This is a genomic window from Oxalicibacterium faecigallinarum (assembly GCF_014635705.1).
Lineage (GTDB): Bacteria > Pseudomonadota > Gammaproteobacteria > Burkholderiales > Burkholderiaceae_D > Oxalicibacterium > Oxalicibacterium faecigallinarum.
In genome coordinates, this window is record NZ_BMDI01000001.1 from 802,557 (window position 1) to 826,383 (window position 23,827).

General features: G+C 56.4%; 17 protein-coding genes. 9 read left to right on the forward strand and 8 right to left on the reverse strand.

What is annotated here, in order from left to right; translation table 11 throughout:
• Window positions 1-12: 12 nt before the first annotated feature.
• The 4 genes from IEV29_RS03895 to IEV29_RS03910 all read right to left on the reverse strand — a co-directional run bounded on the left by IEV29_RS03895 (window position 13) and on the right by IEV29_RS03910 (window position 5,357).
• The gene (locus tag IEV29_RS03895; RefSeq protein ID WP_188379943.1) at window positions 13-1,299 is read right to left on the reverse strand and encodes an efflux RND transporter periplasmic adaptor subunit; all 1,287 of its coding nucleotides are present in this window, start codon (window positions 1,297-1,299) and stop codon (window positions 13-15) included.
• A gap of 11 nt (window positions 1,300-1,310) precedes the next feature.
• On the reverse strand, window positions 1,311-2,645 hold the full coding sequence (locus tag IEV29_RS03900) for a TolC family protein (protein WP_188379944.1): 1,335 nt from the start codon (window positions 2,643-2,645) through the stop codon (window positions 1,311-1,313).
• 95 nt (window positions 2,646-2,740) lie between these two features.
• Window positions 2,741-3,085: a DUF2946 family protein gene (locus tag IEV29_RS03905; protein WP_188379945.1), complete on the reverse strand. Its 345-nt coding sequence runs from the start codon at window positions 3,083-3,085 to the stop codon at window positions 2,741-2,743.
• A gap of 52 nt (window positions 3,086-3,137) precedes the next feature.
• The gene (locus IEV29_RS03910) at window positions 3,138-5,357 is read right to left on the reverse strand and encodes a heavy metal translocating P-type ATPase (RefSeq protein ID WP_188379946.1); all 2,220 of its coding nucleotides are present in this window, start codon (window positions 5,355-5,357) and stop codon (window positions 3,138-3,140) included.
• Between the two features lie 104 nt (window positions 5,358-5,461).
• Between IEV29_RS03910 and cadR the strand changes: the two genes are divergently transcribed.
• The 4 genes from cadR (at window position 5,462) to def (ending at window position 7,704) form a co-directional block, all read left to right on the forward strand.
• A complete protein-coding gene (cadR, locus tag IEV29_RS03915) occupies window positions 5,462-5,917 on the forward strand; it encodes a Cd(II)/Pb(II)-responsive transcriptional regulator (RefSeq protein WP_308632703.1) in 456 nt (151 codons plus the stop codon).
• Window positions 5,918-6,044: 127 nt separating this feature from the next.
• A complete protein-coding gene (locus IEV29_RS03920; protein ID WP_188379947.1) occupies window positions 6,045-6,428 on the forward strand; it encodes a response regulator in 384 nt (127 codons plus the stop codon).
• Between the two features lie 214 nt (window positions 6,429-6,642).
• A complete protein-coding gene (locus IEV29_RS03925; RefSeq protein WP_188379948.1) occupies window positions 6,643-7,068 on the forward strand; it encodes an OsmC family protein in 426 nt (141 codons plus the stop codon).
• A gap of 132 nt (window positions 7,069-7,200) precedes the next feature.
• Window positions 7,201-7,704, forward strand: coding sequence for a peptide deformylase (gene def / locus IEV29_RS03930; protein WP_188379949.1), 504 nt, complete (start codon window positions 7,201-7,203; stop codon window positions 7,702-7,704).
• Between the two features lie 2 nt (window positions 7,705-7,706).
• Here def and IEV29_RS03935 read toward each other — a convergent pair whose 3' ends face one another.
• Window positions 7,707-8,033, reverse strand: coding sequence for a hypothetical protein (locus IEV29_RS03935; RefSeq protein ID WP_188379950.1), 327 nt, complete (start codon window positions 8,031-8,033; stop codon window positions 7,707-7,709).
• A 185-nt stretch (window positions 8,034-8,218) separates the two neighbouring features.
• On the opposite strand from IEV29_RS03935, the gene IEV29_RS03940 reads away from it, so the two are divergent.
• Entirely contained in the window at window positions 8,219-9,766 is a 1,548-nt protein-coding gene (locus IEV29_RS03940; RefSeq protein ID WP_188379951.1) for a sensor domain-containing diguanylate cyclase, read from the forward strand.
• 87 nt (window positions 9,767-9,853) lie between these two features.
• Here IEV29_RS03940 and IEV29_RS03945 read toward each other — a convergent pair whose 3' ends face one another.
• On the reverse strand, window positions 9,854-12,271 hold the full coding sequence (locus IEV29_RS03945) for a penicillin-binding protein 1A (protein WP_373868083.1): 2,418 nt from the start codon (window positions 12,269-12,271) through the stop codon (window positions 9,854-9,856).
• Window positions 12,272-12,577: 306 nt separating this feature from the next.
• Between IEV29_RS03945 and fnr the strand changes: the two genes are divergently transcribed.
• The 4 genes from fnr to bcsG all read left to right on the forward strand — a co-directional run bounded on the left by fnr (window position 12,578) and on the right by bcsG (window position 18,572).
• Entirely contained in the window at window positions 12,578-13,330 is a 753-nt protein-coding gene (fnr, locus tag IEV29_RS03950; RefSeq protein ID WP_188379952.1) for a fumarate/nitrate reduction transcriptional regulator Fnr, read from the forward strand.
• A gap of 116 nt (window positions 13,331-13,446) precedes the next feature.
• On the forward strand, window positions 13,447-14,214 hold the full coding sequence (locus IEV29_RS03955) for a YoaK family protein (protein WP_188379953.1): 768 nt from the start codon (window positions 13,447-13,449) through the stop codon (window positions 14,212-14,214).
• Between the two features lie 154 nt (window positions 14,215-14,368).
• On the forward strand, window positions 14,369-16,993 hold the full coding sequence (gene bcsA, locus IEV29_RS03960; protein ID WP_229726214.1) for a UDP-forming cellulose synthase catalytic subunit: 2,625 nt from the start codon (window positions 14,369-14,371) through the stop codon (window positions 16,991-16,993).
• A gap of 19 nt (window positions 16,994-17,012) precedes the next feature.
• Entirely contained in the window at window positions 17,013-18,572 is a 1,560-nt protein-coding gene (gene bcsG / locus IEV29_RS03965) for a cellulose biosynthesis protein BcsG (protein ID WP_188379954.1), read from the forward strand.
• 63 nt (window positions 18,573-18,635) lie between these two features.
• On the opposite strand, the gene IEV29_RS03970 is transcribed toward bcsG, so the two are convergent.
• Window positions 18,636-22,649 carry a cellulose biosynthesis protein BcsC gene (locus tag IEV29_RS03970; RefSeq protein ID WP_188379955.1) on the reverse strand — a complete coding sequence of 1,338 codons (4,014 nt, stop codon included), beginning with the start codon at window positions 22,647-22,649 and terminating at the stop codon, window positions 18,636-18,638.
• Complete coding sequence (gene bcsZ / locus IEV29_RS03975) at window positions 22,646-23,809, reverse strand: cellulose synthase complex periplasmic endoglucanase BcsZ (RefSeq protein ID WP_188379956.1); 1,164 nt, start codon at window positions 23,807-23,809, stop codon at window positions 22,646-22,648. Before bcsZ ends, IEV29_RS03970 begins: the two co-directional genes overlap by 4 nt.
• Window positions 23,810-23,827 lie beyond the last annotated feature (18 nt).

Sequence of the window (23,827 nt, forward strand, 5' to 3'; positions counted from 1 at the left end):
GATGTCGCCTCCTTAATGCACGTGCACCGCATCGGCCTTGCCGAGCTCGGAGCGTACGATAAAGCTGCCGTCTGCCGCGTACTCGGTTCCCGCGTTCAGCCCATCGACGATCTCGGTCAGCTTGCCGTCGGTGCGGCCGGTCTTGACGACCTGCTCCTTGAATCCATCGGCCGTACGGACGAAAATCACGTCACGTTCATTGATGCGATGCAAGGCACCGACTGGCACCGCAACCGCCACCTCCGCTTCTGCGGTGACGACCTCGACATTGACGAACAGACCCGGGCGCCACGTGCCTTGCGGATTCACCAGCGTGACGCGCGCCGTTGCCGTACGTGTTGCTGCACCCAGCAGCGAACCGACATACGACACCGTACCTGCGGCGGAAGAATCAAAGGCATCGGCCTTGACCAGCACCTTTTCACCGACACGCACACGATTCAGGTCTCGCGCGGGAATGGCAATCTCTGCCCACACGGTCGATAGATCGGATACGGTGAAAATCGGCGCATCTTCCTTCAGTGCCTCGCCCAGTGAAATATGCTTTTCCACCACCATGCCGTCAAAGGGGGCGCGGATTTCGAAACGATTCAGTTCACCATTGCCGACACCCTCTGCGCCAATCGCCGCCAGCTTCTGCCGGGCGTTTTGCGAGGCAATCTCGGCTTCCTGTAACGCCTGTCGTGCCTGCAGATAATCCTGCTCGGCAGATATCTTGTCCTGCCACAAGGTTTTCTCACGTTCGTAAGTCAGTTGCGCCAGTCGCAAACGCTTCTGCGCTGCGGCCAGCTCACTACGCTGTTCGGAAACAGCCGTACTGGCAATTACCGCCAGCACCTGTCCTTTCTTCACGCTTTGTCCAAGATCGGCCGGTACGCTTTGCACCACACCGGCCACACGCGGCACGATGTGCGCGGTGCGATCGTCATTAAAACGGATCTCGCCCGGCAACTGACTCGCTACTCGGATCGTGGCGCCATCTGCTGCCAGAATCTTGATGCCCGCCGCCTTGATTTGCGCATCCGTCAGGACGACGGTCTTGGCTTTGGCCGCTGCCGGTTTTTCCGCGTCCTGGTCGCGATGGTCGCGACCGTTGCCACCTGTCGCATCAGGTGCGCCTCCGGTTGTCTTCACATCGTTTTTATCTTCGCTCCTGGTCGTACCATGCGCATGACCGGCATGACCATCCGCTGACGATTCATGCTTGTCGGAAAACAGAATCAGCACACTTGCCAGCAGACCGGTCACAACGATGATGGCGATCGCAATCGCCTGTTTCTTTTTCAAATTGAAGATCATGATGGTTCCCGCTACTTGCTTGGGTTGAAGGAAGCACTGGCCGACACGCCGAGCACGCGGTCGATCTCGGCAGCGGCAGCATAGGCATCCGCCATGGCGCGCAAGTGTTGTGTTCTGGTCTGCAGCAAGGTGCGTTGTGCATCCAGTACATCCAGAAAGCTGAACTTGCCGAACTCAAAGCCACGCGCTGCCGCGTCATATGCACTTTGGGCGCCCGGCAAGATGTCATCGCGCAGCACACGTGCCTGTTCGCGTGCGTTGTGCAAGGTGGTATATGCCTGCGCCAACTCGCCATCCAGACGAATGGCGACCGCCGCCAGCTCATCCCCCGCCTTGTCGGCACGGCGCAAGGCTTCCAGCAGGTTGCCCTGATTGCGATCAAAGACCGGTAATGGAATCGACACGCCAAACAAGGCCTGATCGCGCCCCAGTTCGTTGTTGCGCTGCATGCCCAGGCTGACGGTCACATCCGGAATGCGCTTGCTCTTTTCGACATCGACCTGTGCCTGCCAGCGCTGAATCTCGGTACGTGCACGCTGCATCAGCGGTGCATCCTGCAGTTGTGCGTATATCGCGTCCCAGCTTGGTTCCGGTGGCAGGCTGTTCAGGTTGCCATCCACCTGAACAGCGGCTTGCATGCCCATCGCGTTGCCGCCCCAGGTTGCCGCCAGTTTGCGGCGCGCCAGAATCAGGTCACTGGCTGCTTGCTGCGACTCCAGCCGCACCCCCGCTTCGGCGATACGCGCTCTGGTTTCTTCCACCGGCGATACCTTGCCTGCCATGACACGGCGTCCGGCAATGTCCGTTCCCCGCTGCGCAATCGACAAGGCGGCATTGGCAAGGCGCACACGTTCCTGCTCAAGCAATACCGAGAAGAATGCGGTGATGACCAGCGCACGAATATCCGCGGCCTTGGCCTGCAGCTCTGCCTGGGCCGTGTCATAAGCACGGCTCGCTGCCGCCACACGTGCGGCACGTTTGCCACCCAGTTCGATAGGCTGACTCAGCTCGAATGCGGTCGTGCGCGTATCGCGCCGACGATCCTCGACGGCCATCGACACGTTGGGATTGGGAATAACGCCGGCCTGCCTGATTGTCGCTGCAACTGCTTCGGCTTCGCGACGCGCGGCAGACAATTCCGGATTGGCTGCCAGCGCACGCTCCAGCGCCTGCGGTAATGTCAGCGCTGGCGTGGATGGTGCGGATGATGGTGATGCGGTCGGAACCGACTTGCTTTCTGAAACATGAACTGGTGGTGGCGCAACGATTTGTGCCACGGCACCGTCAGTCCAGACCGGCAGCAGCGCAAGCGCCAGCATGCCGGATGACACGGAAACCCTGTACATCGAATTCTCCTGAAGAAAAAGACGGAGTGAATTCGACAGGACGTGCTCTGCCAATCAGTTACCAGGCAGAGACAAGGAAGAATCGTCCCGTCGCGTTAAGCGACGGACAAACGATCAGGCCGTCTGGGGCCCTCGGGAATATGGGAAGTGAATACGGCAGGCGGATCGTCCGCATACACGCGTGATGGCTGCATGACGGGCGGCTTACCCGGCACAAAGATCGAAGCCTGCACTGCAGCCGCATGGCAGTAACCGCAATCGCCATGTACCTTGCCATTCACATCGCCATTGGCGGCATGAAAATCGGCATCTTCGGCATGCGTGTGATGACCGAAATGGCTGACTGGTTTGTCATCATGCTCGCAATAGACCGCCGCCGCCGCCCACGAAAAGTGGAATGGCAGAATCAGCAACATCGCGATGACAAATAGTTTTTTCACGGCAGGCATCATAACGTGGAATGCGACTTTATGGCGAACGTCTCTGCAAACCTCATACCGCGCGCAGCAAACGCAACCCGTTCGCCACCACGATCAGGCTTGCCCCCATATCGGCAAACACCGCCATCCACAGGGTTGCCTGCCCGCTCAAAGCCAGCACGAGAAACATGGCCTTGATACCCAGTGCAATCGTGATGTTCTGCATCAGAACGCGATGCGTGGTCTTGCTCAGCGCAATGAAGTCGGCCAGCTTGCTCAGACGGTCATCCATCAACGCGACGTCTGCCGTTTCCAGCGCCGTGTCGGTACCAGCCGCACCCATTGCAAAACCGATATCGGCACGCGCCAGCGCAGGCGCATCGTTGATACCGTCACCCACCATGCCGACCGGTCCGTATTGTGACGCCATGTCATTCACTGCTGACAACTTGTCATCCGGCAACTGATTGCCGCGTGCATCGGTGATCCCCACCTTGCCTGCAATTGCACTGGCGGTATGCACGTTATCGCCTGTCAGCATGGCGACATGGACGCCCATTGCCTGCAAACGTTTGATCGCTGCATCGCCCCCTTCACGTACGCTGTCTGCAACCGTCACGATCAACTGCGGTCCCTGATCACTGGCCAGCACGACCGCTGTTTTGCCTTCGCGTTCGTACTTGTCCAGCGTGGCTTCCAGAGCGTCATTGCAGATACCCAGTTCGTGAATCAGCCGATGATTGCCCAATACCCAGTTCTGCCCATTGATCTCCCCCTGCACGCCACGTCCCGGCAAGGCTGTAAAGGCAGCAACATCAAACGGCGACTCGACCGATCCCTGACGCCAGGCCGTAAAGACTGCCGTCGATACCGGATGATCGGATACATGTGCAAGACTGGCCGCGATTCTGAACAGATCACCCACTGCACCATGCAGCGGCAACACATCGACGACAGCCGGCTTCCCAACCGTGATCGTGCCCGTTTTATCAAGCGCAATGGCCCTGAGCTTGCGACCCATCTCCAGATAGACGCCACCTTTGATCAGAATGCCGTGCCGCGCGGCAGCCGCCAATCCACTTACCACTGTAACCGGCGTGGAAATTACCAGCGCACACGGGCACGCAATCACCAGCAATACCAGCGCCTTGTACAACCACGGTTGAAAGGCAGCGCCTGTCAGCAACGGTGGCAACAAGGCAACCAGCAAAGCCAGCACCACCACGACCGGAATGTAATAACGTGCAAACTGGTCAACGAAGCGCTGCGTCGGTGCACGCTCGCCTTGCACCTGCTGCACGCTGCGAATGATGCGCGCCAGTGTCGACTCTGACTGTGCAGCCGTTACACGGTAGGTAAAAGCACCATGCTCATTGATCGTGCCGGCAAAGACCGCATCGCCGACAGCACGCTCGACAGGCATGCTCTCGCCGGTAATTGGCGCCTGATTGATACTGCTCTGCCCTTCCACAATCACGCCATCCAGCGGCAAACGTTCGCCGGGACGGATACGCACAATCGCATCCAGCGCAACCGTCGTCGCAGCCACGTCCGTCCATGATCCGTCTTCGGCACGGATCGTCGCCATGTCCGGTGTCATTGCCATCAGACTCTTGATCGCATTGCGTGCACGGTCCAGCGACATGGCTTCGATCATCTCGGCCGCTGCAAACAGGAAAATCACGACCGCCGCTTCCGGCCATTGCCCGATGATCACTGCACCGATCACGGCCAGCGACATCAAAAAGTTCATGTTCAGGGAAAAATGCCGCAGAGCGATCCAGCCCTTTTTAAGGGTATCCAGACCACCTGTCATGATGGCAGTCAGCGCCAGCAGCACAACAGGAATGGAACTGTCCGTGCCGGTCGTCCATGCGACTATTTCCGAACCAATGGCCGTGATGCCCGAAATCGCCATCAGAATCCATTTACGCCGCGAAATGCGGAAATCGCCGGACACGGCTGCGCTATCGGTAACATGTTCGGCATTGAGCGAGTCCGACTTGATGACGGGCTCCAGATCCAGCCTGGTCAGGGCGCGGACAATATCATCGGTCGACGGCAAGGTATGTTGTACCGTCAGTTCGCGCGCCATCAGGTCGAACTGCATGCCGACAATGCCGTCCATCTCCTGAAAGCGGTCGCGAATCAGCTTTTCCTCGGTCGGACAATCCATTTTCTGGATCAGCAATACCGCTTGCGCTGCACCAGCGACCGCAGCCATCGGCTGAGCCGGCGCGGCTTCCGCAGCTTTTGATGCAGAACAGGAATGATCGTGATCACAACAACCCATGCAATTCTCCTGACAGATAACCTCAATTCACACTTGCAATTAAAGACTCTGTAGCTACTATAGGGTCAAGCATCTTTCCGGGAATTTTTCAAAAAGGTATGAAAATGACATCCCAAACCTTGAAAATCGGCGAACTGGCAAGCCAGACCGGCTCTTCCGTGGAGACGATCCGCTATTACGAGCAGCAACAATTGCTGCCGCCACCTTCCCGCTCTGCCGCAAACTACCGGCTATACAACGACACGCATGTGCGGCGCCTGCAGTTCATTCGCCATTGCCGTTCGCTGGATATGGCCTTGGACGAAATTCGCACTCTGCTGACGTTTCGCGATCAACCGGATGCCGATTGTGCAGGCGTCAACGCCGTGCTCGATCACCATATCAACCATGTCGCGCATCGCATTGAGGAGTTGAAAGGTTTGCAACAGCAATTGCTGGAACTACGCAGCCGCTGTGGCAGGGTTCAGTCCACGGACGCTTGCGGCATTCTGCAAGAGCTGGAAAACGGCGATGGTACAGAACCGCGCAATTTGGGATCGCATTCCGGTGGGTGTCATTAAGAAAGAACGACCTTCAGTCTCTATGCATCAAAACGATCTGAGTGACGGCTTGGCTTATGTTGCGTAGCTAACGGTCAGGCCAGTCTGCACATGTTTAACTTCCGTAAAAGCCTTACTGGAGTACGACATGCCCAAATCAATTTTGGTTGTAGATGATGACCTCACGGTAACCAGCGACATCTGCAAGACAGTCAATGAGCTTGGATACGACACTTATAGTGCGCAGTCCGCAAAAGAGGCGTTCGATATCATCGTGCGTCAAAACGTCGATCTGGTGCTGGTCGATGTTTTGTTACCCGGCAAGCCAGGAACGCATGTAAGGCACCTGATCAAGCAATCGCCTTTAACCCGCGGCGTGCGGGTCGTGTACATGACTGCTTATGCGCCAACGTCTGATACCGATCCTGTTCCCGTGGTCAGGAAACCGTTTAGCAGCGAAGAGTTGCAGCAAGTGCTGACGCAATGCTTTGCGTCGCCACCGCCCGATTACAAGAACGAGGTCAGCATTTAATTTGATCGGCACGAAAGGCGTTCTTGCGAACATGCGGCGCTGGAAAGGAATGACCATGGGTGTCAGCATTCAATCGTTCAACCGGCATGCATAAAGCACTTTCATCGCCAGCAATACCGATCAGCCTGCCATCCCGCCAGTTTTCGTTCAGCAAAAGGAACCCCGCTTGACGGCTGGACTCTACTTAACTTCACCAACCAACAAGGAGCATGTGATGGAACGTTCAGCATCGGCCGTCTGGAGCGGCGGCATCAAGGATGGCAAAGGCGCCATTTCGACCCAAAGCGGTGTACTCAAGGATACACAGTATGGTTTTAATACCCGATTTGAAAATGGCCCTGGCACCAATCCGGAGGAGCTGATCGGTGCAGCGCATGCAGGTTGCTTCACGATGGCGCTGTCTGGTGAACTGGGCAAGGCGGGCCTGACTGCGGAAAAACTGGAAACCACTGCAACAGTGACCTTGGACAAGGTGCCAGGCGGTTTTTCAATCAGCGCTGTCCATCTGAAGCTGACTGCGAAAATTCCAGGCGCCGACGATGCGCAGTTTCAAAGCATTGCAGATACCGCGAAAACCAATTGTCCGGTTTCCAAACTGCTGACTGCCAACATCACGCTGGATGCCAGTCTCGTCAAGTAGCCACGCTCGCAATGCGGCAAGAAATCAATGCCTGTCGACTGATAAAGTCCACAGGCATTTTCATGATGGCGGCAGAAACGGTATCCTTGTCAGCTTTGGCATTGCCGCAATCTCTTCTTCCATCCTTTCCACATGGTGCGCCGCAAGATTCTCCGTTATCCCGATCCGCGATTGCACACAGTCGCCCGTCCCGTAGAAGTGATCGATGATGCCTTGCGCTCCCTGATCACCGACATGGCGGAAACGATGTATGCCAGCCAGGGCATTGGGCTGGCGGCAACACAAATCAATGTGCATCGGCGCGTCATTGTGATCGACACGTCCGACACGGGCAAAAATCTGCTGGTGCTCATCAATCCTGAAATCATCCGTGCCGGCGGCAGTGCCAGCCAGGAGGAAGGCTGCCTGTCCGTACCCGGCGTAACGGTGCGTGTACGGCGTGCCGAGTGGATTCAGGTGCAGTCAATTGATGAGGATGGCGCGCTTCAGGAATTTCGCGCGGATGGACTGGAAGCGATGTGCATCCAGCACGAGATGGATCATCTGCAAGGCATTGTCTTTACCGACCATTTACCTGCGGCACAGCAATCGCGCTTGCGCAAGGACATGTCGGAGAGCGGCAATCGCCGCCGCTAAAATCAGATCACGATAGCAGCCACCGGATGCATGGCCCCGGTGGCCGGGTGGCGCAGTTTGGAAACGCGCGCTGCCAGCAGCGGATCTACCTGCTCCCGCGTCAGTCCGTTACGTGCAAAGAACGCATCATCGATATCCAGCTCGGCGCGTACCACGCCCTGCTCTTCCAGAATCCTGACCTCATTCACTTTGCCGAACAAATCGATCTGCAAACCAGTCACGGGGCTACGGACATCGATCAGACGCTGCTCGATCGCATTGGCAAACTGGCGTGCATCCAGGGCACGCAGAACGGGAAAACAATCTTTGATTTCAATCCAGGTCTTCATTGAGGGACAACTTTTCTACGCAAATACAGGGTTAAACAGCATGTGACTGATGTCGGCACAGACGTTAAACACATTTTTCTTTAATTTAACAATTGTCCACACTTCATTACGCTTTCACAACAATTGCGCTCTGTGCCTTCCGCTAGAATTGGTCAGGGTCACTTCCTCCGTCACGTCTTCTTCCAATGAAAACCAAGCGTGCGCCTACCATCCGTTTCAAGCTCATCACGCTCGTGCTGGCATGCGTGGTACCCGCTTCGCTCATGGCTGTGCTGTTCATCGCACATGACTATCAACGCGCGCGCGATCATCTGCTCTTCAATCTGCTGACGACGGCACGCACCATGATGGCTGTCGTTGATCGGGACATCGCGAGTATCGAATCCGCGCTGAATGCGCTGGCGACTTCGCAACATCTCGACGACCATAACTTCGGCGCGTTTTATACGCAGGCAAAACGTATTCAGGACGCCAGCGAGAATATCAGCATTACGCTGCTGGATGCCAGCGGTACGCAGGTATTCAATACGCGCTATCCGTATAACGAGATGCTGGCCGACTACAGTCTGTCTGACGAATTTCAGACGATACAGGATACGGGAAAACCACTGATCTCGAACCTCTTTGTGAGCAAGATCAATCCGCGTCCGTTACTGGCAATCGGCGTACCGGTACAAGCCGGCGGCCATGCCAATCGCTACACCTTGCATGCAACCATCAACCCGGAACGACTGGAGAAGCTGTTGCAACAGCAAGGCTTGCCGGCAGAATGGATCTCTGCCGTATTCGACAGTAGCGGTACCATCATTGCGCGCAATCGCGAGATGTCACGCTTTGTCGGCCGCAAAGGCTCGCCCGATCTGCTTGAAAACATCGCTGCGGGCAACAACTCCTTCGTTTCCACGACGCATGATGGGGTGACCGTTTATACGGTGATCAGTCATTCCAGTGTTTCCAACTGGTCGCTGGGTATCGGCATCCCGACACGGCTGATCGACAATCAGTTACGCGTCACGCTGTGGTGGCTGGTACTGGCGACGATCACGTTGCTGGCGACGAGTCTGGGCGCCGCCTGGCTCATTGGCGGGCGCATTGCAGAATCCATTCGCGGACTGACCGGCCCCGCCCTTGCACTGGGGTCTGGCGAAGTGGTGAGCATTCCACCTTTACATTTGCGCGAAGCCGATGAAGTCGGCAGCTCGCTGATCAAGGTATCGGAAATGCTGCATCGCGCACAGCATCTGGCCAATCACGATGTGCTGACCGGACTTGCCAACCGCGCGCTGTTCAATGAAATGGTCGAACAACATCTGTCACTATGCGAACGCAACAACTCTACCTTGTCGATTCTGTATCTCGACCTTGATGGTTTCAAACCGATCAACGACCAGTACGGCCATGAAATTGGTGATCGTCTGCTGTGCATGGTGGCGGCTCGACTAAAAGCCGGTAGCCGGCATTCGGACATGGTGGCGCGTCTGGGCGGCGATGAGTTCGTCATCATGATGGTCGGTTCGACCATGAAGGACAGCAGCGTGGTCGCGCGCAAGCTCGTCAGAAAACTGTCCGATCCGTATGAAATCGATGATCTGACGCTGCACATCTCCGCCAGTATTGGTGTCGCCAGTTATCCGGAATCAGGCGTTACGGTCGACGCACTTCTGCAACGCGCGGATACGGCCATGTATCGCGCCAAGGAAAAAGGTCGCAGCCGGGTCGAGACGGCTTCCTGACCGGACCTTCTGAAACACGACAAACCAAACAAAAAGGCGAAATGGAAATCCATTTCGCCTTTTCATTTCAGGGCTGCGTCAACTGTTTTAGCCGCGATATAGCTCGTCCATACGTTTCTTTTCCCGCTCTTCCGGCGTACCCGGTGCGGGTGTAGTGGACCCTGGCTGCTCCGGCGTTGGGGTAAAGAAACGCTCCCAGAAGCTCTTCTCCTCATCCACATCCAGCGAGCGCACTGCGGCGTCACTATCCAGATATTCGCTATACATCCAGTCGTCCTCGGCGCGGATCAGGCCGGTCGGCACGACTGGTGGCAGTTCCGATTTGCCACGCAAGGCGGTACGCATGTAATCCGTCCAGATCGGCAGCGCCAGCGTACTACCAAACTCGCGCCCGCCAAGAGAACGCGGCTTGTCATAGCCCATCCAGGCGACACCGACCACATCACGTCCGTAACCGGCAAACCAGCCGTCCATCGACTCATTGGTGGTACCGGTCTTGCCTGCCAGATCACTGCGACCAAGACGCTGGCTTGCCAGATAGCCCGTACCTGAGCGCACCACGTCACGCATCATGGAATCGGTAACAAACGCATTCCGTGGCGAAATGGCGCGTATCGTTTCATCACCCGCCTTGGCGTGGTCGGCTTCCAGCAATACCTTGCCCTGATGATCCACGACTTTTTCAATCAGATACGGGGTAACACGGAAGCCACCATTCGCAAACACCGCATACGCACCTGCCATTTGCAATGGCGTGACCGAGCCGGTACCCAGCGTCAGCGTCAGATTCATGGGCTGTTTGGCTGGGTCGAAACCAAACAGAGACAAGTGCTGGCCCGCGTACTGCGGCGTAATCTTGCGCAGAATGCGGATGGACACCAGATTCTTGGAACGCTTCAGGCCGTTGCGCATGGTAATCGGGCCATCGTACTGACCGTTATCATTACCCGGATTCCAGACCTTGCCATCCTGTTGCACACCACCATCGTCGGAAAGCTGGGCATCGTTGACCAAAGTGCTTGGAGAAAAGCCCTTTTCCAGCGCGGCCGAATACACAAACGGCTTGATCGTCGAACCCGGCTGACGCCACGCCTGCGTGACGTGATCGTACTGATTCAGTGCGAAGTCGAAACCACCCACCAGCGCTCTGATCGAACCATCCTGACCATTAAGTGACACAAAGCCTGCCGCGACTTCCGGCAACTGCACAATCGACCATTTATCCTTGACGGACACGACACGAATCACGGAGCCGGGCTTGAGTTTTTTGGCTTCTGCCGCTTTAGGCGATAAAGCCGATGCAACAAACTTCAAACCGTCCCCGGTCACCTCAATCACGTCACCCGACAGCAGCACTGCCTGCACTTTCTTTGGGGTGGCGTCCAGAATCACGGCAGCCTTCAAATCATCGCTGTCCGGAAAACGAACCAGGGCATCTTCGATTGCCTGTTCGCGCTCCTCCTGATCACCCGACAACTCGACATGAGCTTCCGGCCCGCGATAGCCATGACGACGGTCGTAGTCCAGAACGCCACGACGCAGCGCGGCATATGCGGCATCCTGATCGGCCTTGAGCAAGGTCGTGTACACCGTAAAGCCGCTGGTATAGATTGCATCACCGTATTTTTCATACATGAAGCGACGCACTGACTCGGCGGCGTACTCCGCATGGGTACGATACTGACCGCCGTCTTTCCGCACACCCGGCTCCTCTTTCTTCGCCTGCTCGAACTGCGCATCGGTGATGAAATTCAGATCACGCATACGCTTGAGGATGTACTGCTGGCGTTCAATTGCGCGTTTCGGGTTGACGATCGGATTGGCACTTGCCGGTGCCTTGGGCAGACCTGCCAGCATGGCCGCTTCTGCCAGCGTCAGTTGTCCAACCGGCTTGCCGAAGTAGATGCGCGAGGCACTACCGAAACCATAAGCGCGCTGGCCCAGATAAATCTGGTTCATGTACAGCTCAAGAATCTGGTCCTTGGTCAGATTGCGCTCGATCTGATACGACAGCAGTACTTCCTGCAGCTTGCGGCTATAGGTCTTCTGGCGCGTCAACAGGAAAGTCCGAGCGACCTGCATGGTGATGGTCGAGGCACCTTGCGAACGGCTGCGCACCAGGTTGGCCAGCCCCGCACGGACGATACCGAGAAAATCGACACCGCCGTGTTCGTAGAAATTGTTGTCCTCAATCGCGATGATCGCTTTTTTGAGGTTGTCCGGCATCTGCGCAATCGGTACAAAGTCACGGCGCTCTTCGCCGTATTCACCAATCAGCGCGTTATCGGCGGTGTAGACACGCAGGGGAATTTTAGGTTTGTAATCGGTCAGCGCATTGATCGATGGCAGGTTGGGCATGATGAAGGCGAATACCCAGATCGCCATCAGCAAGATGATGCCGGCAAATGCGACTGCTGCAGCGACCGCGGCCTGCCGCAGCTTGATATCGGTCGGACGCTCCGACCATGCAACGATTTCAGATGAAATGAACTTGATGAAACGCAATGCGAACCCCTGTTAATTCTGCTCCGACGCAACTCTAGCAGGCATTACCCATCCGAGTTGCAACGATTTGTTTCGCATTCGACAGCAAAAAATCGGTTTCTTCTTCTGAAAAGCACAGTTTTGTGTGATTTATTGGCAAATGGATGCATATTCCCTTCCATTGACTGCGCGGGGAATCAGCACTGCGTTAAATAATTTCATGCGGTTGCGGCAGGAAAATCGTGCGGTTTTAACGGCAAACTAATAAAGCACTTCTTGCAAGACCATTTACAATGGCACACGACTCTGCAACGACTCCATCCGACAATGCTTGAAAAAACGTCTTCTCCTTCCGATCTCAGCGTCAAGGCCTTGCGCGCCAGTTGTTCTACCTGCAGCATGCATCAGTTGTGCCTGCCCATGGGATTGGGTGAAAACGATATGGACCGACTCGATCAGATCATCGGCCGTCGCCGCAAAGTGCCGCGTGATGGTCATCTGTATCGCATGAACGATCCGTTCACCAATCTGTACGCGATCCGTCTTGGACACTTCAAGACCTGCCAGATCAACGCCGGCGGCGAGCAGCAAATTACCGGTTTTCAAATGACGGGGGAGTTGCTGGGAATGGATGCCATCAGCACAGATCGTCATCATTGCGACGCCATCGCACTGGAAGACAGCGAGGTCTGCGAAATTCCGTTTCAACGTCTGGAAGAACTGTTCGGCACCATGCCGACACTGCTACGCCACTTCCATCGCATGATGAGTCAGGAAATCACACGCGAGCAAAGCGTCATGCTACTGCTTGGCAATATGCGTGCAGAACAGCGCTTCGCCGCATTTCTGGTGAATCTGGCTTCGCGTTACAACACGCGTGGTTACTCCTCGACCAGCTTTCAGTTGCGCATGTCGCGTGAGGACATCGGCAATTATCTCGGCCTGACCATCGAAAGCATCAGCCGTCTGCTCTCCAAGTTCAAAAAACAGGAGCTGCTGAAGGTGAACAATCGCCATATCGAACTGCTGGACATGCCGACCCTCAAGGCCATGGCTGCCGGTAACGAAGTCTGCGGCTAGCCAACACGATACCGGTCACTCGTCGGGACGCATTTCTCTGGCGCGTGACTGGAACCTCGTCCGGTTTTGCGTTAAGGTAACAATGGTTCACGCCACAGTTCTTCCATGGATGTCGCATGCTCCTGAATTACCTGCGTCGTTTATCTGGCCATCGGCGCACGCGCAGCGCCAATCGGCAGTTGGGCGCGCTCCTCGCCCTGATCGCCGGGGCCGTCAATGCCGGCGGCTTTCTTGCCGTACATCAATACACGTCCCACATGACCGGTTTCGTTTCGGCGATTGCCGATAATCTGGTACTGGGCAATTTGTTATTGGTGCTGGGCGGTGTCGGTTCACTTATCGCATTTTTATGTGGCGCATCAGCCGCATCCGTCATGATCAGCTGGAGCCGTCATCGTGGACTACATAGCGAATATGCGCTGCCACTTGTGGTCGAAGCCTTTCTGCTGCTGCAGTTCGGCCTGCTAGGTGCCAATCTGCATGCCTTTGTTGCCATTACATTGCCGGCGACCGTATTGCTGCTGTGTTTCATCATGGGCTTGCAGAATGCGCTGGCCACCCAGTTATCAAATGCCGAAATCCGCACCACGCACGTGACGGGCGTCATCACCGACCTTGGCATCGAATTCGGCAAGATGCTGTACTGGAATCGCAGCAATCAGCCACACGCCGAAGGCCACATTCATGCCGACCGCGACAAATTGCTGACCCTGATCGCCATTCTGCTGATGTTCTTCATCGGCTGCCTGATCGGTGCCATCGGCTTCAAGATATTCGGGTTTTCAGCCGTTCTGCCTTTTGCGGCCCTGCTGATCCTTGCGGCATTGGTGCCGGTACTGGACGACGTGATCGCCCTGTCGCGGCAGAAGCTGCGCAACCGATAACACAAACGACCTAACCTGTTTGCCGCTCTCGTACAGGATCGATTAACACCATAAAAAAACGGTCACTTCTCTGTGACGGAACGTTAAAATATCGCACGCTTCATGGCACAATCTATTTGATTGTTCTCTCAACCTGAACGCAGGCCGATCATCAGTGGAACGATTCATTTCTCTCGAAGCTGACTACAACGACCCGACCGACCCGCGACCTGCCTGGTTTCTTGGTGTGCTCTGGCTGGCAATCCGGCTGGGGGTCGCCAATCCCGGCGAACTGCGTGCCTGGCTGACCGGCATCATGCTGCGGCCTAAGCGCAAAGAGAAAATCTGGGTCGATACAGAGCAGATCGCAAACATCCCCGTTCGTCTGGCAGCCCATTTCGGCATCACCGACTATCGCTCATCCGCTGAATGGCTGCGCTGCCTGTTTTTCATCCCGTCCTCGCAACGCGCGCATTACACCAGTCGCTTCAATCCCGCCAATTTTGCCGTACAAAGCGCAGGCACGTCGCTGGATCTTGGCAGCCGCGGGGCGCTGGCTGCATTCGGCTATGTCATTCTGTTCATTCAGAAAATCGGTAATTTCGTCAATGCGCGCCTGCCGGACGGCGACTTCCTGAACCTTGAGCAGCGTCTCGACCGTGCGGCCTTGTCCGCGCCTCTGGCGCATCCGCTGATCCGCTGGGCTGCGCTACTGCTTTCGCTGGCCGTCTTTGCGGTTGTGTGTACCACCCCGTTTTCACTGCAGGGCCAGATGATGTTTCTTGTGGCCCTGTGGACCGCGGCGATGTTCATTCGCCGCGTGCCCGGCAATATGTCCAAGCTGATCCTGATCGGCCTGTCCCTCATGGCTTCTGCACGCTATGCATGGTGGCGCATGACCTCCACGCTGGATCTGGAGACCGGCTGGGAAATCTTTTTTGCCACGCTGTTGCTCATGGCAGAAATCTACACCTGGGTGATCCTGCTGCTTGGCTATCTGCAGACCGCGTGGCCGCTCAAGCGCCCGGTCGCGGCCCTGCCTGCCGACGTATCGGATTTCCCGGCAGTAGATATCTACATCCCGACCTATAACGAACCGCTAAGCGTGGTCAAACCGACCGTACTGGCGGCGAAGGGACTGGACTGGCCGCAGGACAAACTCCGCATTTACATCCTTGATGATGGCCGTCGTCCTGCCTTCCGGGCCTTTGCCGAAGAAGCGGGTGTGGAGTACATGATCCGTGATAACAACCACCATGCAAAAGCGGGCAACCTGAACAGCGCGCTGAAGCAAACCAAAGGCGAATACATTGCCATTTTCGATTGCGATCACTTGCCGACACGCAGTTTCCTGCGCGAGTCCATGGGTTGGTTTGAACGCGATGAAAAATGCGCCATGCTGCAAACACCGCACCACTTCTTTTCACCGGATCCTTTCGAACGCAATCTGTCGACTTTCCGCCGCGTTCCCAATGAAGGTGCGCTTTTCTACGGTCTGATTCAGGATGCCAACGATCTCTGGAACGCGACCTTCTTCTGCGGATCGTGTGCAGTCATCAAACGCGGGCCGCTCGAACAGATCGGCGGGATCGCGGTTGAAACCGTGACCGAAGACGCGCATACGGCGCTCAAGCTGCATCGACTCGGCTACACCACCGCATATATCAATATTCCGCTTGCGGCAGGCCTCGCCACGGAAAGCCTGTCCGGTCATGTGGGACAGCGTATCCGCTGGGCGCGTGGCATGGCGCAGATTTTCCGTATCGACAATCCGTTTCTCGGCAAAGGCCTGAGCTTCTTTCAGCGCATCTGCTATGGCAATGCGATGCTGCACTTTTTCTACGGCATTCCACGCCTGATCTTCCTGACCGCGCCGCTTGCCTACCTGTTCTTTGAACTGCATTTGATCAACGCGGCGGCCGGCATGATTGCGCTCTACGTGCTGCCGCATATCATTCAGTCCAATCTGGCCAATGCGCATATCCAGGGTGCGCATCGGCATTCGTTCTGGGCAGAAGTGTACGAAACCGTACTGGCCTGGTATATCGCCTTGCCAACCACGATTGCGATGTTCAACCCTTCCGCAGGCTCATTCAATGTCACGGCAAAAGGCGGTCTGATCACGCGTACCTATTTCGACTGGAGCATCTCCAAACCGTACATTCTGCTCATCGTGCTGAACTTTGCCGGACTGGTCTTCGGTATCGTGCGTCTTTTCTATCTGAATACATACGAAGCCGGCACCGTGCTGCTGAATATGATCTGGACGCTGTATAACTTTCTGATGCTCGGGGTTGCGGTTGGCGTCGCCACCGAAACGCGTCAGGTCCGTACCTCGCATCGGGTTTCGTCCCGCCTGCCAGCAACGCTGATCCTGCAAGACGGTCGCCGCGTCAGCACCTTTACACAGGATTATTCGCTCACCGGTCTAGGGCTCGAACTGCCAAGCGATCAGCAGGTCCATGTCGGCGACCATGTCGCGATCTCCCTGCATGACAAGGAACGCGAACACATCTTCCCTGCGCACGTGATCGTGCGCAAGATTGGTAGTCTTGGCATTCAGTTCGATCCGCTGACGACCGAACAGGAGGCTGATCTGGTGCAATGTACATTTGCCCGCGCAGACGCATGGGTCGGCTGGAAAAACGAGCAGGATGCCGACCGCCCGATGCAAGGCCTGCATGAAATCTTTACGCTTGGTGTGGCCGGTTACAAAAAACTGCTTCTCATGCTTTCGGATGGACTGAAAACAAAACAAGCCGATCTGCTTGCCCTGCTGGGCAAACGTTTCGGCGGATAAAGAAATCGGGGTCGACCGTATGCACTACTGGAGTCTTTACTTCTTTGCCAAATTTGCACTGTTTCTGAATGAATCCATTCGGTTCAGCTGGCAATTGAATCTGCTACTGGCGATTTTTGTCAGTATCCGTTTTCGCGAACGCAAATGGCGTATCACCCAAAACGCGATTGCCGCGCCGCTTGCGCTGGCATTGCTCTATAGCGAATCCAATCTGCCGCCAATCGGTCGTGCGTTTGCGGCCGCCAAGGATCTGGCTGGTTTCAGTCCCACTTATCTGTTCGAGCTGATTGGTCGCTTCATCAGCGTTACCGATATTCTGATCGTGCTCGCAATGCTGGTCGTTTATCGCCTGTTGTCGAGCCGCGTTCGTTTTACCAGCTTTGCCTTTGGCGTGATCATGCTCGTGCCGCTGATCAATCACTTCACCAAACAGCAGGATGATCGCGCGCACTATCTGGCAACCAAGGCCAACGAAGCCGTCGCCAACCGCAAAGACCCGGCGAGCCTGCTCGATAATTTTTATACCGAAGAGCGTGCCCGCGCACCAATCAAGTTCCCGGCCGTATCGACCGAGAAATTGCCGTTCGACGTCGTTTTGCTGCACGTCTGCTCGCTGTCGTGGGACGATCTCGCTTTCGTTGGTGAAGGCAATCCGGCGATTCTCAAACGCTTCGACGTGATCTTCCGCAATTTTAATTCTGCCGCCAGCTACAGCGGACCCGCGGCTTTGCGCCTGTTACGCAGTACATGCGGTCAAGTGCCTCACGCCACCTTGTATGGCGCTGATCCGGATGACTGTTCGCTGTTCCACAACTTCACGACAGCAGGCTATGACGTCAGAGGCATACTGAATCACGACGGTGTTTTTGGTCACTTCGCTGGGGATATCCAGTCTTACAGCGGCCTGCCTTCTCCGCTGGAAGAAGGCAAATGGGGCGATATTGCCATGCGCAGCTTTGATGGTCGTCCGATTTATGGTGATCTCTCCGTGCTTTCCAAATGGTGGCAGGACAATCGCTTGAATGCCTCTGCATCGGCCAAGCCAACCGCGTTGTACTACAACACCATCACGCTGCACGACGGCAATATCGTTGCAGGCACACCAGGCAGCAGTCTGCAGACGTACAAGCCACGCCTGGACAAGCTACTGGCAGATTTCGATCGTTTCATCTCGCAGCTCGAAGCGGCTGGAAAACCTGTTGTGGTGATCCTGATTCCGGAACATGGCGCAGCGCTGCGTGGCGACAAAATCCAGATTTCCGGCATGCGCGAAATTCCCAATCCCAAGGTCACGATGGTACCGGTTGCCGTCAAGGTGATTGGCATGAAAGCGAATGAAGAAGGTGCGCCACCGATTTTCGTGGACCGTCCCACCAGTTACAGCGCTGTCTTCACGCTGCTGGCAGACATCATGAATCGTGACGTCAGCAACCTCGATCAGATGCAGTTGTCCGATCTGGCACGTGCCTTGCCGACAACACGCTTTGTTGCCGAGAACGAGAAAATCATCGTGATGCAGAATGATCGTGATTACTTCATGCGCTCACCGGAAGGCACGTGGATCAATTACGCAAACTGAGTTTTGCGACAGCGAGGGGGAATAAAAAAGCCGATCATCCGATCGGCTTTTTTGTGTCGTTTCCTAGTACCGTGAATAAGGTGTCACCGTTGTCGGCCACAAGGAAATATCGCCTAGCTGCGATTTGAAGTGATAGCGCAAATACACCAGCAGCGAGTTTGGTGTGTAGTACGCAGAGCGATCAATATCGACCCGACCGCCCAGTGTCCAATGCGGGGTCAGACGATATTCGGTAACTGCCCGAAACGAGTAACCCAAGCCGCCGCCGTTGCCCCCCGGATGATAGGCGTTGTCGTAATACGCAGGAAACAACGCCAGGTTTTCTGCAGCGGACTGCAATGCAGGATCGTTGGGAAACAGCGGTGCGTCGTCTTCCCTGGTGTGCGAGTACGCCACGCTGGCACGTACCATGTAGGACAGTTTTTCTTCACGTCCGTTGATCTGCAATGGCAGCGACAGCGAGGTACTGCTTTGCGGGCTGTAGTAACCACCATGACCAAAGGTGTAGAACGACTGATTGTTGTCGTAACGCAGATAAGAGAGGGTAAGTCCCGTATTGATGATCAGATCCTTGCTGCGATACACATCGCGGTCCACACCGGTGCGCACGCTCAGACGATCGTTGTCCTTGGTGTTTTCTCCCCGCAGCAAGCCATAGGATGCGCTGGCAAACAGGTAGTTGTCGTCGATCTTCGTCGACATGCTTGCGGTGATGGCATTGTCTGTCACGCCGCCCCATTTTCTGCCGCTCACCGGATCGACTGCACCGGCGTAGGACAGCAGGCTTGATACCTGAGGCCGTCGCGAAAAACCTACCGAATAATCGATGCCATCCATCGACCATTTCCTTTGCACGCCGCCGACCACATTGGAAACAGGGAACCCCATGCCAATGACACCAATATCGTAACGCCACTCATCACCCTGATAACCGACACCAACGTTGGTTCCGGAAGCACGCTGAGAAACTGGCGCCGCCAGATTGGCCTGCGTCAGATCGACCGTACCGAATAGCGAGGCATCGTAAAAATCGGACGGCAGACTACCGGCGTCAAGATTGACTTTGTCGGCGTGCAGGAAGGCATGTCCGTCGTAGCCGACCGGTATCCATGCGACCAATGGAATCTCGCGGCCACGGAAGGTCGATGTGCCATCCGACGAGGACTTGGACAGCAGATCGAAACCCATCTCAATGCGAGGCTGGCGGCGCTCTTCTATTTCAAGAATTTCTCGGCGCGCGCGATCACGTGCCGTGTTTCCGCTGGATACCAGCATCGGCAAATCGCTGGTCGTGCCGGATTCGCCAAGACTGCTGGCCATCCGCAGCCATGGTCGTTCCTGTCCGCTCACGACGCTTTCCGGCGGACGTGTGGTGTCTGCGGGCAGTAAATCCAGCAAGACATCCGGGCGTGTCTGCGTTTGCACTTGCGGCTGCCCTGGTGCAATCGTCAGGGCTTCGCTCATTTTCAGGTACTGGACAGCCTGAGCATAATCCCGTTCGCCGCGCGCGGCGCGTCCCTGCAGAAACAGGATCTCCGCATTGTTTTCATGCCGTTGCGATAAATCAGCAAGCAGACGTCGGGCAGATGCATAGTCGTCAATGCGGATCAACAGACGGGCCACATCCAGTCTGCCTTGCAAGTCGTCGGCGCGCGTCATGCCCATCAGCTCCACAGCTTCTTCACGTGCCTGCCGTCGTTCGCGGGCATCGTAATAGGCGATTGCCAGATCATTCCGCACGCTCACGTCATCTGGGTGACGCGCCTTCAATTCCTTCAGTATCGGAATCGCCTTTTCCGGCTGACGTACGATCAACCACTGCCGCGCAACCGTACGCTGCGAACTCTCGTTTTGCTCGCCCTCGGCACGTTGCGCGACACGATAACGCGCATCGCCCATCATGCCGGCATCCACCATACGGACCAGATCCCGATCCAGCATGGCATTGCGAATCTCGCGCAAGCGCGCTGCACTGGAGGATGCGGCATCACCTGTACTCTGTTGGGCAATCACTTCTTCAAGCTGTGGCAGGAAAGCAGTCAGTTCCGCATCCTTGCCAGCACGATCCAGCAGTGAGGCGTAGTACAACTGATCATCGGCCGGGCTCGACGGCCGCAAACGTGACTTCATCAAGGCCAGTCCGCGATCTGGCTGATCGAAAGAGAACCAGGCTTCAGCCACTTGCTCGGTTGCGCCCATGCCAGGCTGCGCAGCAGCAATCCGTTCGGCATCGGCCATGATGCGGCGTACTTCCTCCACATCGCCCTGTGCCATCGCCGCGCGTGCCTGCGCAACGGCAAGATTCATGACGGCCCGTACTTCCGTATCCTTCATGCCTTGCGTGCGTTCCTTCTCGGGGATCACGGCCAGTTCCTGCAAGGCGCGCTGATTGTCTCCCTGACTGATGAGATTGAGCGCATTTGCATAACGCATATCTGCCGCTCTGGGTGCCAGAGCAACGCCGTCGTCCATGACCTTGCGTGCCAATTCGGGCAGACTCAGGTTGTCATACAGGCGCGCCAGTGCAAAACGATTCCAGGCATTGTCCGGCTGCAGGACAATCGCATTTTCCAGTGCCTGAATCGCGTGACTTGGACGCCCGGCGGCGATGTAATTGTCGGCCTCTTCCCTAAGCAAATCGGCGCGCACATCGGCATATCTGCCTTCTTGCTTGGGATAACGTCTGGCAAATGCATCCAGCATGGCATTGGCTTCATCACGTCTGTCGCTGCGTGCCAGCAAGCTGACCAGTCCGCGCAAGGCGCGACTGTTATCCGGTTCACGCTGCAACGCAGTGCGGAACAGTTTTTCCGCATCTCTGGCATCACCCGCTTCAAGCCGAATGTTTGCCAGCAGGGTCAGCGCATCCGCATCATTGGCGCGCAGATTCAGCGCGTTGCGCACCATCGCTTCTGCTTCCAGCAAACGCTGCTGCTCCAGCAATTCATCCGCGGCTCGCATGTGTTGCGAGAATCGGGCGGATACAATCATGTTGCGCCATTCACGACTGCCGCCAGGCGTCGCGCGGTCAGCACGCGCAAACCAACTCTCTGCAGCGGCATGATCACCACGCTTGAACGCAATCATGCCCAGATTGCCCAAAATGACCGGATCATCAGAACGCGTGCGCAACAAGCGCTGTAATTGCGTTTCTGCTGTGGTCAGATCGCCTTTGTTCAGCGCTTCCAGCGCGCGACCTCGTGCCACGATCTGTGGATCGCTTGATTGTTCATCGCCATAGATGGCGGCGCCACCCACTGCAGCAACCTTGCGCTCGTCTTCGGCGTTGCGCTGGACCGTCGCGATTTGCGACACCATCGCCTGATCGTCGGGGAATACTTCGAGATAACGGCGAATCGCTGCAACGGCACGCGCATCATTCGGCAGTCGATACAGGTTAAGGCGCCATGCATCCTGCAGGCGACGCGTGTTAATGCCGGGCGCACGGGCAAGCGACTCATAGCCGCTGATGGCGGCGTATCGATTCTCGTAACTGTTGGCAAGCAGATTCAGTTGCCCGAGCCGGTAACGGACATCCCCGGTTTCCCGAAACAGTGCTCCCAGCGCAGCAGCAGACGATGCAGCATTACGTGGCGCGCTGCCGATGATACTGTGATATTCAAGGGCCGCTTCGCCACGCGGTGGTCCATCCGGATACAGTTGTCGCAGCAGCTTTTCTGCCTCGTCAATCTGCCCGGCACGCGCCAGCAGCCGCATGCGCGCGACTGTTTCCTTGTCGTAGGTTGCCAGTCGATAGCTGTTACGCAGATCCGCCAGCAAGGGACTGGTTGGCGCGCTCTTTTCCAGTTGCTGCAGATAGCGCAGAGCTTCCTGCGGCCGATTGCTGCGTAACTCCATCTCACCCAGCATCGCCAGCACCGCCGGCGAGTTGGGTTGAATCAGCAAAGCCTTCAGCAGGAATTCGCGCGCGATATCCGGCCTGTCCTTGCCATCCCACAAGGTGGCGGCTTGCAGCAGCGACTGCACATTGTCGTTTTGCGACGCGGCGAAGGACAACATGGGAACACTGGCTGCTCCTGCCATCACCATCGCCAGCAGCACCGAACGTAACTTCATCGACACCCCTCCCACATCGGTTTGAGATGTCCGCTTCGCTTGAATACATAGCGCTGCTCGCGCCAGCCAAGCCCGAACAGACCAAGCACTTGCCCGTAATAGGAGTCGGCGGCAATCGGGCTGGCTTGCAGCCGTTGTAGCTGCTGCGTCACTGCCTCGGTGCGTCCAGACGCCGCCAGGAACGGCAGCATGGCAGCCGAGAAGCCCGGCGGCCCGGCACGATTGGACCTGCCGGTCTGAATATTGACGGACTCGGGCGGATAGCCTTGCTGCTCCACCAGATTGGCCATCGGCGCAAACCGGTCCAACAGACGCTGTCTGTCTTCACTCTCGTGCGCCAGCATGCCTGCCCACAGATAAACCCGGATCGCGTTGTACGCACCCTCGCCTTTTTCATCGCCTTCGGTATCGATGCGAAAGCCCTTGTCCTGCTCGTAAATGATCCAGTCCGGCGAGTAACCCTGTTCAGCTGATTCGAAAATGATGCGCCGTGAAGACTGAAGCAACTTTGCCCAACGCGTGTCTTTGCCGACCTCGGCAAACCACTGCATCAGTTGCAGCGGCATGTAGCTGGGATTCAGACGCCAGCTGGTCGGACTCAGCGTAAAGCCGATCGGTCCCGGCAACAGCGTCAGTCCCAGTCCCGGAATATTCGCCGTTTCTTCACGCAAAATGCGACTGGCCATTAAGGAGGACAGGGCGATGTAACGACGGTTGTCCCACAACCGCCCTGCCTCACCCAGCGCATAGGCAATCCACAAATCAGAATCAGAGGCGGCGTTGCTATCGATCACGCCCCATTGACCTTCCTTGTTTTTTCCCCATAACCATGCGGGCAGACGCGCGGTCAGATCACCATCGGCAAGATTGTTCTCAGTCCAGTTCAGGACCTTTTCAAACATCGGCTGATCGTTGGCCACCAATGCAAAAAACAAGGCATAGGACTGGCCTTCCGATGTCGTGCCTTCGGTTTCCAGACTGGCATCGATGACGCGACCGTCACGTGAGATGAAATTCCATTTAAAGGCTTCCCATGCCGGCCACTTTTGTTTGCATGAGATCGCCGTCGCATCCATGGCGACCGAGGACGGCAGCATGGCACCCGTGAGCAAGGCACCGAATCCTCCACCGAGTTGGCGCAGGACCCGACGACGCGGCATGGACATCCTCAGTTCACG

Excerpts from the sequence above, each read along its gene's own strand:
- IEV29_RS03895 (WP_188379943.1), bottom strand. The coding sequence starts at position 1,299 with ATGATCTTCAATTTGAAAAAGAAACAGGCGATTGCGATCGCCATCATC.
- IEV29_RS03900 (WP_188379944.1), bottom strand. The coding sequence starts at position 2,645 with ATGTACAGGGTTTCCGTGTCATCCGGCATGCTGGCGCTTGCGCTGCTG.
- IEV29_RS03910 (WP_188379946.1), bottom strand. The coding sequence starts at position 5,357 with ATGGGTTGTTGTGATCACGATCATTCCTGTTCTGCATCAAAAGCTGCG.
- cadR (WP_308632703.1), top strand. The coding sequence starts at position 5,462 with ATGACATCCCAAACCTTGAAAATCGGCGAACTGGCAAGCCAGACCGGC.
- IEV29_RS03920 (WP_188379947.1), top strand. The coding sequence starts at position 6,045 with ATGCCCAAATCAATTTTGGTTGTAGATGATGACCTCACGGTAACCAGC.
- IEV29_RS03925 (WP_188379948.1), top strand. The coding sequence starts at position 6,643 with ATGGAACGTTCAGCATCGGCCGTCTGGAGCGGCGGCATCAAGGATGGC.
- def (WP_188379949.1), top strand. The coding sequence starts at position 7,201 with ATGGTGCGCCGCAAGATTCTCCGTTATCCCGATCCGCGATTGCACACA.
- IEV29_RS03935 (WP_188379950.1), bottom strand. The coding sequence starts at position 8,033 with ATGAAGACCTGGATTGAAATCAAAGATTGTTTTCCCGTTCTGCGTGCC.
- IEV29_RS03940 (WP_188379951.1), top strand. The coding sequence starts at position 8,219 with ATGAAAACCAAGCGTGCGCCTACCATCCGTTTCAAGCTCATCACGCTC.
- fnr (WP_188379952.1), top strand. The coding sequence starts at position 12,578 with ATGCTTGAAAAAACGTCTTCTCCTTCCGATCTCAGCGTCAAGGCCTTG.
- IEV29_RS03955 (WP_188379953.1), top strand. The coding sequence starts at position 13,447 with ATGCTCCTGAATTACCTGCGTCGTTTATCTGGCCATCGGCGCACGCGC.
- bcsG (WP_188379954.1), top strand. The coding sequence starts at position 17,013 with ATGCACTACTGGAGTCTTTACTTCTTTGCCAAATTTGCACTGTTTCTG.
- IEV29_RS03970 (WP_188379955.1), bottom strand. The coding sequence starts at position 22,649 with ATGAAGTTACGTTCGGTGCTGCTGGCGATGGTGATGGCAGGAGCAGCC.
- bcsZ (WP_188379956.1), bottom strand. The coding sequence starts at position 23,809 with ATGCCGCGTCGTCGGGTCCTGCGCCAACTCGGTGGAGGATTCGGTGCC.